Origin of the sequence: Pelomonas sp. KK5, from assembly GCF_001984095.1 — a bacterium.
Classification (GTDB): Bacteria; Pseudomonadota; Gammaproteobacteria; order Burkholderiales; family Burkholderiaceae_C; genus KK5.
In genome coordinates this window covers 1-12,509 of the sequence record NZ_LYVQ01000021.1, presented here as the reverse complement: position 1 = coordinate 12,509, position 12,509 = coordinate 1, and the positions used below count along the sequence as shown (strand labels likewise).

Annotated in this window: 11 protein-coding genes; 4 read left to right on the top strand and 7 right to left on the bottom strand. The window is 72.0% G+C overall.

Annotation, left to right across the window (positions count from 1 at the left end):
* Positions 1–13 precede the first annotated feature (13 nt).
* Positions 14–1,576, top strand: a complete 1,563-nt coding sequence (locus tag B0W88_RS04800; protein WP_077033519.1) for a sodium:proton antiporter — start codon at positions 14–16, stop codon at positions 1,574–1,576.
* Between the two features lie 34 nt (positions 1,577–1,610).
* Here B0W88_RS04800 and B0W88_RS04795 read toward each other — a convergent pair whose 3' ends face one another.
* The 5 genes from B0W88_RS04795 to B0W88_RS04775 form a co-directional block, all read right to left on the bottom strand.
* Positions 1,611–4,109 (bottom strand): fused MFS/spermidine synthase, encoded by a 2,499-nt coding sequence (locus B0W88_RS04795; protein ID WP_083748588.1) that lies wholly within the window; start codon positions 4,107–4,109, stop codon positions 1,611–1,613.
* Positions 4,109–4,732 (bottom strand): putative 2OG-Fe(II) oxygenase, encoded by a 624-nt coding sequence (locus B0W88_RS04790; RefSeq protein ID WP_077033517.1) that lies wholly within the window; start codon positions 4,730–4,732, stop codon positions 4,109–4,111. The genes B0W88_RS04795 and B0W88_RS04790 overlap by 1 nt, the downstream gene beginning before the upstream one ends.
* Before the next feature lie 13 nt (positions 4,733–4,745).
* Positions 4,746–5,699, bottom strand: coding sequence for a HupE/UreJ family protein (locus B0W88_RS04785; protein WP_077033516.1), 954 nt, complete (start codon positions 5,697–5,699; stop codon positions 4,746–4,748).
* On the bottom strand, positions 5,696–6,550 hold the full coding sequence (locus tag B0W88_RS04780; protein WP_083748581.1) for a peptidyl-prolyl cis-trans isomerase: 855 nt from the start codon (positions 6,548–6,550) through the stop codon (positions 5,696–5,698). Before B0W88_RS04780 ends, B0W88_RS04785 begins: the two co-directional genes overlap by 4 nt.
* 83 nt (positions 6,551–6,633) lie before the next feature.
* Positions 6,634–8,886, bottom strand: coding sequence for a hypothetical protein (locus tag B0W88_RS04775; RefSeq protein WP_077033515.1), 2,253 nt, complete (start codon positions 8,884–8,886; stop codon positions 6,634–6,636).
* A 209-nt stretch (positions 8,887–9,095) separates the two neighbouring features.
* Between B0W88_RS04775 and B0W88_RS04770 the strand changes: the two genes are divergently transcribed.
* Positions 9,096–9,743 (top strand): PEP-CTERM sorting domain-containing protein, encoded by a 648-nt coding sequence (locus tag B0W88_RS04770; RefSeq protein ID WP_077033514.1) that lies wholly within the window; start codon positions 9,096–9,098, stop codon positions 9,741–9,743.
* The gene (locus B0W88_RS04765; protein WP_083748580.1) at positions 9,740–10,141 is read left to right on the top strand and encodes a hypothetical protein; all 402 of its coding nucleotides are present in this window, start codon (positions 9,740–9,742) and stop codon (positions 10,139–10,141) included. Before B0W88_RS04770 ends, B0W88_RS04765 begins: the two co-directional genes overlap by 4 nt.
* Here the strand turns inward: B0W88_RS04765 and B0W88_RS04760 are convergent.
* The gene (locus B0W88_RS04760) at positions 10,092–11,096 is read right to left on the bottom strand and encodes a hypothetical protein (RefSeq protein ID WP_144006613.1); all 1,005 of its coding nucleotides are present in this window, start codon (positions 11,094–11,096) and stop codon (positions 10,092–10,094) included. The two genes, B0W88_RS04765 and B0W88_RS04760, sit on opposite strands and share 50 nt — an antisense overlap.
* Positions 11,097–11,209: 113 nt before the next feature.
* Positions 11,210–11,821 (bottom strand): hypothetical protein, encoded by a 612-nt coding sequence (locus B0W88_RS04755; RefSeq protein WP_077033512.1) that lies wholly within the window; start codon positions 11,819–11,821, stop codon positions 11,210–11,212.
* 117 nt (positions 11,822–11,938) lie between these two features.
* Between B0W88_RS04755 and B0W88_RS04750 the strand changes: the two genes are divergently transcribed.
* Positions 11,939–12,355, top strand: coding sequence for a hypothetical protein (locus B0W88_RS04750; protein ID WP_077033511.1), 417 nt, complete (start codon positions 11,939–11,941; stop codon positions 12,353–12,355).
* Positions 12,356–12,509: the final 154 nt, after the last annotated feature.

The window sequence follows — 12,509 nt, the reverse complement described above, 5'->3', positions numbered from 1 at the left end:
CACACTCCGTCGCATGGAAACATTCGAATGGATCATCCTGCTGTTGTTCTCCGCCGCGGCGCTGGCTGAACTGGCCCGTCGCATCGGGGCGCCGTATCCGACGCTGCTGGCCCTGGGCGGCGCGAGCCTGGCCTTCGTGCCGCATGGCCCGCGCTGGGTGCTCGATCCCGAGCTGGCCCTGACGCTGTTCGTGGCGCCGGTGCTGCTGGATGCCGCCTACGACACCTCGCTGCGCGACCTGCGCGCGAGCTGGCGGCCGGTCACGGGCCTGGTGCTGGCGGCGGTGGGCACGACCGTGGCGGGCGTTGCGCTGGCCTGCCACTGGCTGATGCCCGGCATGCCCTGGGCCGTCGCCATCGCGCTGGGGGCGATCGTCGCGCCGCCCGATGCCGCGGCGGCCACGGCCGTGATGCGCCAGGTCGGCCTGCCGCACCGGGTGATGAGCATCCTCGAGGGCGAGAGCCTGCTCAACGATGCGAGCGCGCTGCTGGTCTACCGCATCGCCCTGACGGCCGCCATCGTCGGGCCGCTGGGCTTCGGCGACTACCTGCCGGTGTTCCTGCTCACCGTCTTCGGCAGCCTGGCGGCAGGCGTCGTGCTGGGCTTCGTGCTGCGGCCGCTGAACAGCGTGCCGCAGCATGTGCCGACCTCGCTGATCATCCAGTTCGCCAGCACCTTCGGCGTGTGGATCCTGGCCGAACGGCTGGGCCTGTCGGGCATCCTGACCATGGTCGCCTTCGCCATGACGCTGGCCCGCGGCGGCGGCCCGGGCTTGCCGGCCCGCATGCGGGTGCCGATCCTGGCGGTCTGGGAGACGGTGGTCTTCGTGCTCAACGCGATGGCCTTCGTGCTGATCGGCCTTCAGCTGCGGCCGATCTGGGAGCGCCTGGGCGATGGCACCGCGCGGGCCGGTGCGCTCGCGATCGCCGGCGCGGTGCTCGCCGTCGTGATCGTCATGCGCTTCCTCTGGGTGATGGGCTACAGCACGGTCGCGCAGCGCTGGAGCACGGCGGGCGGCAAGGCGAACTGGCGCAGCGGCATCGTCGTGTCCTGGGCCGGCATGCGCGGGATCGTCACCCTGGCGGCAGCGTTTGCGATTCCCGAGACCTTGCCCGGCGGCGCGCCGTTTCCGTATCGGGACCAGGTGCTGCTTTGCGCCTTCGCGGTCGTGTTCGGCACGCTGGTGCTGCAGGGCCTGACCATCAAGCCGTTGATCCGGCTGCTGAAGGTGCGCGAATCGGACGACCCGGTGGCCGCCGAAGTGCGCAGCGGCCGCACCGCGGTCTACCGCGCGCTGATCGCCTCGATCGGCGACGAGGACTCGCTGCATGCCAGGCTGCTGAGGAAGGAATACCAGGCCGTCGTGGACCTGAACGCCGCGGACGGCGCCTCGGAGCCGCTCGGCGAGGTGCCTGGCGGGCCGCTGCGGCGCCGGGCCATCGCCGCGGCTCGGCAGAAGGCCGTCGAATTGCGCAGCCGGGAAGTGATCGGGGATCTGGCCTACCGCATCCTGGTGCAGGAGCTGGACTGGGCCGAGCTGGCGGCGGGCGGAGGGACGCCGGGGACGGCGGCGTGAGCCATGGTCCGCTGCACGCGAGTACTGGCCTGATTCAGCCGTCGATGTCCCGCAGCGCCTGCCGGGCCTCGAGGCGTCCCGGCTGAGCCTGCACCAGTGCGTCGAGCAGGGCGCGGGCGGCTCCAGGGTCGACCCGTCCGAGCGCGCGGGCCATGCGCAGCAGCGGGTCGTAGGCGGGGCGGAAGTCCGGGCTCGTGTGCAGCACCTCCAGCAGCGGCTGCCGCAACTGGGCCAGCATCCGGCGCACGTCGGCGCTCGGCGCGATGCCGCGGCCGATGTCCAGGTAGCGGTCGCGGGCAGCCCAGTAGGCGGCCAGCCGCGGCGAGCCGCCGTCGACCAGCTCGGCGGGCTCGACGTGCAGCTGGTGCAGCAGCGCGACCAGGCGGTCTGCCGGCGCGCCCTCCGGCGCATAGGTGATGCGCGGGGCGCGGTAGGCGACGACCGGGCGGTCGTCGGTGTTCAGCGGCGCGTCACCGGCGAAGCGGTGCAGCGCGGCCGGGCCGGCGACGAAGCTGCCCAGCAGTGCGTACTCGTCCTCGATGCCGAAGGCGGCCGGGCTCTCGGGCCAGGCCGCCTGCGCCAGCCGTTCATGCAGGCGCGCCGGATCGAAACGGCCTGCGTGGGCCACCAGGCCCAGCACCGGCGTGGCGAGGCTGTTGCTGGCCAGCAGGGCCGCGCCGTCCGGGTAGACGGCCATGAAGGAGCGCACGATGCTGCGCAGCGTGTCGAGGTCCAGCTGGTGCAGCGGCAGCCACTGGCAGAACAGCCCGCCTTCGGCCAGGCGCCCGCGCACCGCCGCGAAATGCTCGACCGTGTAGAGCGAGCCGGAGCCGCTGCGGGCCGGGTGGAAGTTGTCGGAGACGATGACGTCGTAGCGGCGGGCGGTGGCGCGCACATAACGCCGCGCATCGGCTGACAGCAGATGCAGCCGACGGGGCGCCAGCGCCTGCGTGAAATGCCCGGAGGCGGCGATCACCTCGGGCAGCAGCTCGACGGCATCCACCGAGAGGGTCGGGTCTTGCGCCGCCGAGGCGGCCGTCACGCCGGTGCCCAGGCCCAGGAACAGCGCCTGCCGGGGCTGCGGATGCAGCAGCAGCGGCAGCAGCGCCTGGCGTGCGTCGACCAGCCGGCTGCTGCTGGAGCCTTCCTGCTGGCGGTTGTCGATGCGCAGCCGCGAGACGCCCTGCTCGTCTTCCACCACGCTGACCGCCGCCAGCGCGCCCTCGCGGTAGCTGACGATGCGCCCGCCCTCCGGCAGCTCGACGAAGGCCAGCGGCGGCGCGGCGAGCGCCAGCACGGCGGCGGCCACCGCCGGCAGGGCGACCATGAGGCGTTTCTCGACCAGCGGCAGATAGCCGGCCGCGACGATCAGCAGAGCCGCCTTCGCGCCCAGTGCCGGCGCGGCCAGCACACCGAACAGCAGCGGCGCCAGCGCCGCGCCCAGCGTGTTGAAGCCCAGCGCGCGGCCGAAGCCGGCGCCGGCCTGCTGCGCCTCGTCGGCCAGCGCGCTGAACAGCGCGCCCATGGCCAGCGTCGGCAGGAAGAAGGCCGCCATGGCCAGCAGCACCTCGGCCGCCACGGCCCCGGCCATGCCAGCCGGCAGCAACGCCAGCACGCCGGTCTTCAGCGCCTCGGCGCCCCACAGCGCGCCCGCGCCGAGCAGGCAGGCCAGCGACTGCGCCACCAGCAAGGTGTCGCGCGAGACTCGTCCGCGGCCCCAGCGCGCCCAGGCGGCGGCGCCCAGCGCGCTGCCGACGAGGTAGACCGCCAGCAGCAGCGCGAAGGTGTAGACCGTGTCCTCGGCCACCTGGCTCAGCACCCGCACGACCAGCACCTCGTAGCCGATGCCCAGCAGACCGGTCAGCGCCAGGCGGGCCAGCGGTGCGGTGGCGGCATCGGCTGAAGGGAGCGGTGTCTCGTGCGCCGTGCGGAAGCTGCGCCAGGCCGCCACCGCGCAGAACAGGTTCAGCGCCACGCACAGCCCCGCCGTGCGCGCCAGGCCCCAGGCCGGCACCAGCCAGAAGGCGGTGGCCAGCACGCCCAGCACCGCGCCGAAGGTGTTGAAGGCGTAGAGCAGGGCGATCGAGCGCGAGGCCCGCAGGCCGGCCGTCATGCGCTCCATCGCCGGCAGCGTGGCGCCCATTGCCGCGGTGGCCGGCAGCAGCAGCAGGAAGCTGCCGCAGAAGGCGACCGCCCATTGCCACCCGGGCGCCGGCTGCTCGCCGACCCAGCGCGCGGCCCAGGCGCTGAACGGCGCCATGCCGAACACCAGCACCAGGCCCCACAGCGCGATCGCCAGCTCGCAGCCGGCATACCAGCGCCGCGGCCGGGTGCTGCGCTCGATGCGCGGGCCCAGCGCCAGCGCGCCCAGCGCCAGGCCGCCGAAGAAGGCGGCCACCACCGCCAGCACCGCTGCCGCCTCATGCCCCAGCCACAGCGCGCCCTGCTGGGTCCAGACGATCTGGTAGCCCAGGCCCGCGAAGCCCGAGGCCAGCATCAGCGCGGCCGGCAGCGCCCTGTGCCGGTTCGTCATCATCCGCTGAACCTGACCGTGTAGCCCCAGGACTCCAGGCGCACCGGGATCGCGTTGAAGGCCAGCGAGATGCGTCGAGATCCGGCGTTAGGCGGCACCGCATGCATCATGTAGCTGGGGAAGAGCACCAGGTCGCCGGGCGCCGGATCGGGGCTGACCCACTTCTCGGCGTTGTAGGGGCCGGTGACCATGCCCGGGTGGTCGTTCTTGAACGAGAAGTCGTGGCCGCCGGGCGACTTCATGAACACGGTGCGGGCAGACTCGTGCGTCGGCGTCAGGTAGATCACGCCGGAGGCGAAGCTGTTGGCGTGGTTGTGCATCGCCTGGTGGCCGCCGGTGTCCAGCACGTTGACCCACATCTCCTTGATCGACCAGCCCATGCGCTCGCCGAACAGCAGCGCGCCGAACTCGGCGATCTTCGGCGTCACGAGGCCGGCCACGTCGGCCAGCAGCGGGCTGTCGGCGGGCTTGAGCATGCGCGTGTGGGACAGCTTCGCGCTGGCGTTGTTGTCCTGCACCGCCTGGGCGCCGAAGTGCGCCGCTAGCGCGGCGGCCAGCGGCGGCGGCAGCACGCCGGGCGCGCGCATGAAGGGCGTGGGGAAGAGGGGGATGACTTCGTCCATGTGAGGCGAGACTTCAGGCGAGGATGGCCGCGATGCGCAGCCAGGACCAGTAGGCGGCGCAGGCGCCGATCAGGTAGAGCAGGGCGGTGCGCAGCCGCGCGGCCGCGGGCCAGCGCGCGGCCAGCTTCCACAGCGCCCAGCACAGGCCCAGCGTCATCAGCTGGCCGATCTCCACGCCGAGGTTGAAGCTCAGCAACGCCACCGTCAGGTGCTGCTCGGGCAGGCCGATCTCCTTGAGCGCGCCGGCGAAGCCCAGCCCGTGGACCAGGCCGAACAGGAAGGCGATCAGCGCCGGCCAGCGGCGGGCCAGCGTGTCGCGCCGGTGCAGCGCCTCGCCGGCCACCAGCACGATGGACAGCGCGATCGCCGCCTCCACCGGCGGCGGCCGCAGCACCAGCCAGCCGAGGGCGCTGCTCGCCAGCGTCAGGCTGTGCGCGGCGGTGAAGGCGGTGATGGTCCACAGCAGCCGGCGCCGGAAGCCCACCAGGAACAGCAGGCCGACCACAAACATCAGGTGGTCGACGCCGGTCAGGATGTGCTCGACGCCCAGCACCGTGTAGGCCGAGGCGACCTGGCCGGCGCCGCGCAGGTCGTCGGCCGCGCCGTAGAGCTGCACCGCGGGCTGCGCGGCGGTCAGCGTGTAGACGCGGGCCTGGCCGTCGAGCCAGAACACCTTGACCAGCGCGGCCGAGTAGCTGCGGCCCACGCCCTCGACGGCCAACTCGCCGGCCAGGCCCTCGGCGCCGCAGTGCAGCGCGTTGGGCTGCTCGGCATCGACGCGGCAGTGGCCGGGCCAGCGCGGCCGCAGTTGCGCGTCGACGGAGCCGCGCTCGCTGGCCGTCCATTGCCAGATGAACTCGCCGTGCGCGGTCTCGCGCAGCTGCATCTCGGCCATGCTCATCTCATGGGCGCGGGCGCCGGCGGCAAGCAGCAGCGCCAGCAGCAGGAAGGACAGCAGGCGGCTCATTTCGCCTCGGTCCTGATCGTGTACTTCTTGGCCAGCGCGGCGACGGCCGCGCTGCGCTGCTCGGACAGCACCGCATCGGTCCAGTCCTGCACGACGACGTTGCGCAGCAGCGCGAAATCGGCCGGGCGCGCCGGCGTGGCGGCGTCCAGGCGCACGGCGCGCCAGCCGTCCTGCGTCGCCAGCGCGCGCCATTCGCCGCCGGGCGGCGCGGCCTCCAGCGCCCGGGCGAACTCGTCACCGTAGCTCTGCACGAGGTTGGCATGCGGGCGGTTCTTGAAGACGCGCAGGCCGGCCCTGGCATCGCCCGGCGTGCCGCCGTTCAGCGCGGCGACGAAGGCGCGCACCTCGGCCTCGGAGGGCCGGCCTTCCAGCGCTGCCTCCTGGAAGTCGTAACGGGCAGGTTCATCGTACTTGGCGCGGTGGGCCTCGAACCAGGCGCGCAAGGTCTTGTCCTCGACCGGCGGCAGCTTGACGTTGGCGTCGACCACGCTCAGCGCCTTGAAGATCACCCGCTCGCGGATCGCGGGGTCGCCCTTGTCCACCTGCATCGCCAGGCCTTCGCGGTAGAGCACCTCGTTGTCGAGCCAGACGCGGCGCAGCGCCGCAAGCTCCGCGGCGTCGGGCGCGCGGCCGCGGGCGGCCGTGAAGACCGCGACGGCCTCCTTGTCGACCTCGGCGCCGACGACGATCGTCGACGGATCGTCGGCGCGCGAGAGCTGCAGGGCGTGGTCCACGCCGAACAGCAGGCCGCCGAGCAGGGCGAAGTGCAGCAGCGGCTCGCGCAGCCAGGCGTGCGGAGCGCGGCGCGGCGCGGCGGAAACATCATCATCGGAGGCGAAGCTGGTATCCATGGGCCTGAAAGTCAAAAGGCGCCGCACGGCGAACCGTGCGGCGCAGGGGAGGAACGAAAAACGATCAGCAAGTATCCGGGCGTTTACTTCAGGCCGGCGACGGCGGTGCCGCCCTGCACCTCGATGTAGATCGGGTTGCTGTAGAACCACAGGTCGGACCAGGCCGCCACGTCGTAGGCCACCATCTTCTGGCCGCTGACGACCGGCAGGTGCGTCGGGCAGCCGTCGATGGCGGTGCCGGTGTAGGTCGTGCCGGTGGCCGGCACGTTGGTGCCGACGGTGGTGCAGGGGATGCGCAGCTTGGTGGTGTCGTTGGCGTTGGTGTAGAGGTCGGCCATCGGGTTGCCGCTGGCGTCGGTCTCGTAGGGCACGGCGGCCGGCAGGTTGCTGCCGCGCAGGCGCACGTATTGCGAGGCGCTGACTGCCGGGATGCGGTAGGTCATCTTCACGAAGGCCGTGTTGTCCACGCCGGACTGCACCGTGGTCCAGGCCGCCGCGCCGTTGCCGGAGAAGGTCTTGATCACCGCGGCGCTGGTGTTCTTGGCGGCGGCGGGGACGACGCTCAGGTCGGCCGTCGTGCCGTCGGTGCGCAGCCAGGCGGTGTTGCGCGGCCATTCGCCCGAGTAGTCGGCAGCGCCAGGCGTCCTGTAGCCGGTGACCATGCCGCGGATCAGGTCGATGTGGTCCAGCACCGGCATGTTCAGCGGCTGGCTCACGCCGATCTGGGCGAGCGAGGGGTTCGGGAAGGTGTAGGGCGAGTAGTTGGTGCCGGCCGGGTCGCGGGCCACCACGGTGACGACGATCTCGGCGCCCGGGCGGACGGCGAGCTTCTCGCCCATCGTCGCGCAGCCGGCGGTGTCGATGTCGGTGTTGTTGGTGGCGGCGGCCACGGCGATCGCCTCGACGGCGGCATTCGTGCGCGCCGCGATGCCCGGGTAGGACACGCAGGCGACGAAGGCCAGGCGGTCGATCAGCTGGCCGCTGGCGACGAAGCTGTTGCCGGTGCGCAGGCCGTCGACGATGGTCTGCGGGCGCAGCTTGTTGCCGCCGTTGCGCACCATCACGTAGTCGCGTGCGTACTCGCCGGGGTAGAAGTCCTGCGTGGAGCGGCGGTCGTCAGGACCGAAACTGCCGCGGTTGTGCCAGTCGGAGCTGGCGAAGTACCAGAAGTTGCGGCCCTCGCCGAGCAGCGCGTCCCACACGCCGCCGACGATGCCCGCATAGACGCCGGTGCCGCCGAAGGTGGTGCCGCCGACCGAGTCGACCTTGGTGCTGCCGAAGGTGTTGCGGTTGACCTGGTACTCGCCGCGGTTGGCCGAGGCACCATGGCCCGGCTGCGACTCGAAGCCGAAGGCGACCATCGGCGCGGTGTTGTTGAAGTTGCGCAGGTGCTCGATGTTGAAGCCCTGGTTGCCGTCGGCGTAGAAGGGGCCGGCGCGCTCCAGGTGGGCCGGCACGTAGTAGCTGCCGGTGGCGTGGTTCTGGGCCATCCACTTCAGCGCCTCGAGCGTCTTCAGGTGGCCGCGATCGCCGGTGCCGGTGCCGCCGGCGGGCATCAGCTTCTGGGCGGTGGCGTCCCAGCTGATGTCGGCCGTGCTGTTGCTGCCGGCGACGGCGCAGTTCCAGTTGTTGCCGACGTTGGAACCGGTGGTGTTGCCGCGGCTCTTGTCGGTGTCGCCGCGGTCGAAGCAGTAGGACCACTGGGCCAGCGCGGTGGCGTTGCCCAGGGCGCTGTACGGGCCGCTGGCGGGCAGCGAGGCGGTCTCGGTGGCGAGCGGGATCTGGCCGGTGATCACCGACATCGAGGTGTGCTCATGGCCGGCCACGACCGACTCCATGCCGATGAAGACCGGCAGGTTCTTGCTGGCGTTCAGGTACTCGATCAGCGGGTACTGGTATTCCTGGATGGACTGCCAGCGCCACATATTGCCGTTGCCGCCGACACCGCCGCCGTCGCCCTTGATGGCAGCCGCGCCCACGCTGGCGGCCCAGGTCGTCGTCGGGCCCTGGCCGGCCGTGTAGGGGTAGGCAGGGGTGGCCAGCGTCGCGTCCTCGACCAGCGTGCAGTTGCGGTTGCCGTTGCCGCCGTGGCCGGCTTGCACGAACCAGTCCAGGCCCCAGGGGGTGTCGCCCTTGTCGGTGGACTTCTTCACCAGCTTCTGCATCGAGATGGAGCCATCGGAGCAGGTGGTGTGGTTGTGGAAGTCGCCGGCGACGTACTTGCCGGGCGTCTTCGTGCCTGCGGTGGCGGCGGTCGGCGCCACCGACGCGGTGGTCGTGGCAATGAGGGCGAGCGCGGCGAGGGCCACGTCGCGGTGGGCGAATCGGTTTTGCATGGGGGCTCGTCGGTTGTGAAGAACGTCACGCAGGCTAAGCAGCGCTTTTGACGACCCCGTGACAAATGTCTCGCGACGTGAAGAACGGTGGCTCGGTGTTAACACCATGTTGCTGCGTCATGGAGCTGTCTTGATCGGCTGCCTAGACTGCGCTCGCCTTGAATCACCGCTTCATTCCTTCAGTCATCCAACGCATCCAGGAGAGATCCATGACGAGCAGCAAGTTCGCCTCCCTCGCGCTCGGCGCCGCCCTGATGGCCGCCGCGCCGGCCTTCGCCGCCAACACGACGATCGACTTCGAGGGCGCCACGTCCTTCAGGTCGATCATGGACTTCTACAACGGCGGCAGCGACGACGCCGGCGTGGCGGGCCCGGCCAACTTCGGCGTGTCCTTCACCGGCGCCGCGATGGCCCTGGCCAACGACGAGCTGGGCCCGTATTTCTCCAACGCCCCGACGCCGGGCACCGTGATGTTCGCCACCGACGCCAGCGCCGTGATGAACGTGCCCGCCGGCTTCGTCGGCACGCTGTCGTTCTGGTATTCGTCCACCGCGGCCACGGCGGACGCCGTCACCATCTACAGCGGCACGGACGGCGGCGGCACGCTGCTGAAGTCCGTCAGCCTCGCCGAGAACGCCACACTGGGCGGCTGCAGCGACTCGCCGTACTGCAACTGGCAGCAGGTCACGCTGGCCTTCGACGGCACCGCGCACTCGGTGTCCTTCGGCGGCGGCGCAGGCACGGCGGCCTTCGACAACGTCACGGTCAGCGCCGTGCCCGAGCCGGCCACCTTCGGCATGCTGGCCCTGGGCCTGGGCGGCCTGCTGGTGGCGGCGCGCCGCCAGCGCCGCGGGTGATCGTCATCCGCAGCGCCATCGCCGCAGCGGTGCTGCTGCTCGGCGCGGCGGCGCCGGCGCAGGCGGCAGCGGCCGCACCGGGCCGTTGCGAGGCCCCGGACACGCCCGGTGACTACCGCGACGTCGTCTGCCCGCTGACGGCGCAGCCGCAGCGCCTGCGCTTCGTCGCCCGTTTCTCGGGCGGGCACGACGACACCCAGGCCTGGCTGACGGCCAGCCTGGACGGCGTGGAGCTGAGCTGCGCGCCGGGCAGCAAGCCGCGGCTGATCGGCGAGGACGGCGATGTCTTCATCGACTGCCTGCTGCCGCTGAATGCCAGCCCCGCGCCGCGGCGGCTGGAGATCGCGCTCAAGTGGAGCCATGCCCAGTACACGGGCATCGAGCTGCTGAGCGAGTAGGGCCCGCGCCCGGCACATAGCCCCGGGCCGGCAGGCTCCACCAGGCGGCGAGCGAACGCTCGTCGACCCTCAGCCCGCCCGCCAGCCGTGCCGAGACGAAGGCGGCCTGCGCCCAGCCTCGCTCGCCGAGGCAGGCCTTCCAGTCCAGGAAGGCCTGCATGGGGGCGGGCCGCAGCCAGACGTCCCAGCAGTCCTCGGCGGGATCGAGGCGCTTGAGTTCCTCATGCACGGCATCGGCCAGGCGGCGCAGGCGGCGGGTCGAGGCCTCATCAGGGCAGGCGGGGCGGAAGTCGCGCACCAGCGCGTTCTTGCCGGCCGGCCGCGCCGCTGCCAGCGTGAACAGGCGCTGGATCTGCTGGCACGCCAGGCGCACCGAATGCACGGGCAGCGGCGCGCACAGCGGCAGCACCGGCGCCATCGCATGGCGGGTCGCGAAGGCCGGCCCCAGCATCAGCGCGGCGAGCCGCTGCCATTGCGCCGGCGTGAGCTGGCCGTCGCCGGCATCGGCCTGGCGCGAGCGCAGCAGCACCTCGTCGAAGCTCAGCGCGCCCTTGGCGCGGTTGGCGCGCGTGCTCATCACCGCGAGATTGCCGGCCGCGTAGGCGCCGTCGTTGTTGAGGCGGTCGATCGACCAGTCCGTGTCCCGGCCGCTGCCGTGCGTCAGGCGCTCGCGGGTGACGGGGCAGTGCTCGATGTCGAGCTCGCGCAGCAGCTCGGCGCTGACGTCGGCTGCCACCGCGCGGCCGCGTTGCCAGGCCCCCAGGCGCAGCTGCAGCCATTTGCGCTGGAAGCGGTCCGGCACGCGCCTGGCATGGCCGGCCGCCGCGGCGGCCCTGAAGCCTTCGGTGATGCAGGGTGCCCAGTCGGGCTGCAGGGGCAGCCGCGTCAGGCAGTGGTAGTCGTGGCCGAGCTCGCGCCCGAGCTCCGCGATCGTGGTCTCGTCGGATAGATCCATGGCGATGGAAGCCTCCTCGTCCGGGCGCCGATGGCGCACCGGTTCTCAATGGCGCATGAATGGCGCCGCCGGGCAGCGGCGCGCCAACAAGGGCTCGGGGCCCTGCGAGGAAGTCAGGCGGCGGGAGGGCGCTCGGCCGGCCGCGGTATCGCGCTGTGCCAGGCGTGGCGGGCCGGCCTCGGCCAGGTCCCGCGGCGGCCGGGCGCAGGCGGGACGAGCAGGGCGGCCGGGAGCGCGAAGTGCAGCATCGCGCTGCCGAGGGCCGCGGCGCTGGCGAGGCCGTCAAGGGCGGCCTGGGCGGTGCCGCCTTCGAGCGCGATCACGCTGCCGTCGTCCGGATCATGGAAGTGCCGTTCCAGGGCCGCGTGTTCGTGGACATGCGCATGGGGCAGGCCCTGCGTGTGCTGGCGGGCGTGGCGAGGGTCGTCCAGCTGCTGCAGCGCCAGTTCCAGCGCGGCGGTGCGCATGCGCTGCTGCTGTTGTTGTTGCTGTCCCCGCGCCTGCTCATGCCAGTGGCGCAGGAGCGAAGAGGCGCTGGCGAGCAGCGAGGGGCCGGCCACCGCCATCAGGGCGGGCGTGGCGTGCCGGTGCGTCGGCCCGACCATCCGCAGCAGCGTGCTCGAACAGCCGTACACCAGCAGCGCCAGCACCAGCACGAGCAGGGTCGCGCTGCGCCCCGCACTGCGGTGCGCGGCAAGATCGCGGGCGATACGGTGCAGCGGCATGGATTCGACGGGAACGGTGTCGCGCAGCGTAAGGGGCGATTGCGACCGTTGTGTGAAGGATCGAGTGATAAAAGTGTGTAAACTGAATATACGGTTTATACGTAAAGGAAAAGCGAGATGAACAAGACGAGCGAAGCATCGGGCCAGACGACCGCCCCGGCACGCAAGGCAGCGAGCAGGGCCGGAACGGCCAAGCCGGTGAAGGCGGCACCGAAGCCGGTGGCTGCTGCGCCCGCCAAGGTGGCAAAGACGGCCGCAAAAACCGCAGCCAAGGCCGTTGCAAAGACCGCCGCAAAGGCTTCGCCCAAGCCCGCCAAGATCAAGCTCGTGCGCGACAGCTTCACCATGCCTTCGGACGAGTACGCGCTGCTGGGCGAGCTGAAGCAGCGGGCGCTGGCCGGCGCGCATCCGGTCAAGAAGAGCGAGCTGCTGCGGGCCGGCGTCAAGCTGCTGGCCGGTCTCGGCGATGCCGCGCTGCTGCGCGCGCTGAAGCAGGTGCCGACCCTCAAGACGGGCCGGCCCAAGGCGAAGTAGGGCGCCCCGTCAGGCGCCGTCCGCCGCGCTGCGGCGGCGCCCGCGAGCCAGGGCCGGGATGGCGCTGGCCAGGGCCAGCAGCCACAGGCCCGACATGGCGCCGCCGCCGCCCCCGCTCTCCGCGGGCGCCGGAGCTGGAGCCGGAGCTGGCGAG

Excerpts from the sequence above, each read along its gene's own strand:
- B0W88_RS04800 (WP_077033519.1), top strand. The coding sequence starts at position 14 with ATGGAAACATTCGAATGGATCATCCTGCTGTTGTTCTCCGCCGCGGCG.
- B0W88_RS04795 (WP_083748588.1), bottom strand. The coding sequence starts at position 4,109 with ATGACGAACCGGCACAGGGCGCTGCCGGCCGCGCTGATGCTGGCCTCG.
- B0W88_RS04790 (WP_077033517.1), bottom strand. The coding sequence starts at position 4,732 with ATGGACGAAGTCATCCCCCTCTTCCCCACGCCCTTCATGCGCGCGCCC.
- B0W88_RS04785 (WP_077033516.1), bottom strand. The coding sequence starts at position 5,699 with ATGAGCCGCCTGCTGTCCTTCCTGCTGCTGGCGCTGCTGCTTGCCGCC.
- B0W88_RS04780 (WP_083748581.1), bottom strand. The coding sequence starts at position 6,550 with ATGGATACCAGCTTCGCCTCCGATGATGATGTTTCCGCCGCGCCGCGC.
- B0W88_RS04775 (WP_077033515.1), bottom strand. The coding sequence starts at position 8,886 with ATGCAAAACCGATTCGCCCACCGCGACGTGGCCCTCGCCGCGCTCGCC.
- B0W88_RS04770 (WP_077033514.1), top strand. The coding sequence starts at position 9,096 with ATGACGAGCAGCAAGTTCGCCTCCCTCGCGCTCGGCGCCGCCCTGATG.
- B0W88_RS04760 (WP_144006613.1), bottom strand. The coding sequence starts at position 11,096 with ATGGATCTATCCGACGAGACCACGATCGCGGAGCTCGGGCGCGAGCTC.
- B0W88_RS04755 (WP_077033512.1), bottom strand. The coding sequence starts at position 11,821 with ATGCCGCTGCACCGTATCGCCCGCGATCTTGCCGCGCACCGCAGTGCG.
- B0W88_RS04750 (WP_077033511.1), top strand. The coding sequence starts at position 11,939 with ATGAACAAGACGAGCGAAGCATCGGGCCAGACGACCGCCCCGGCACGC.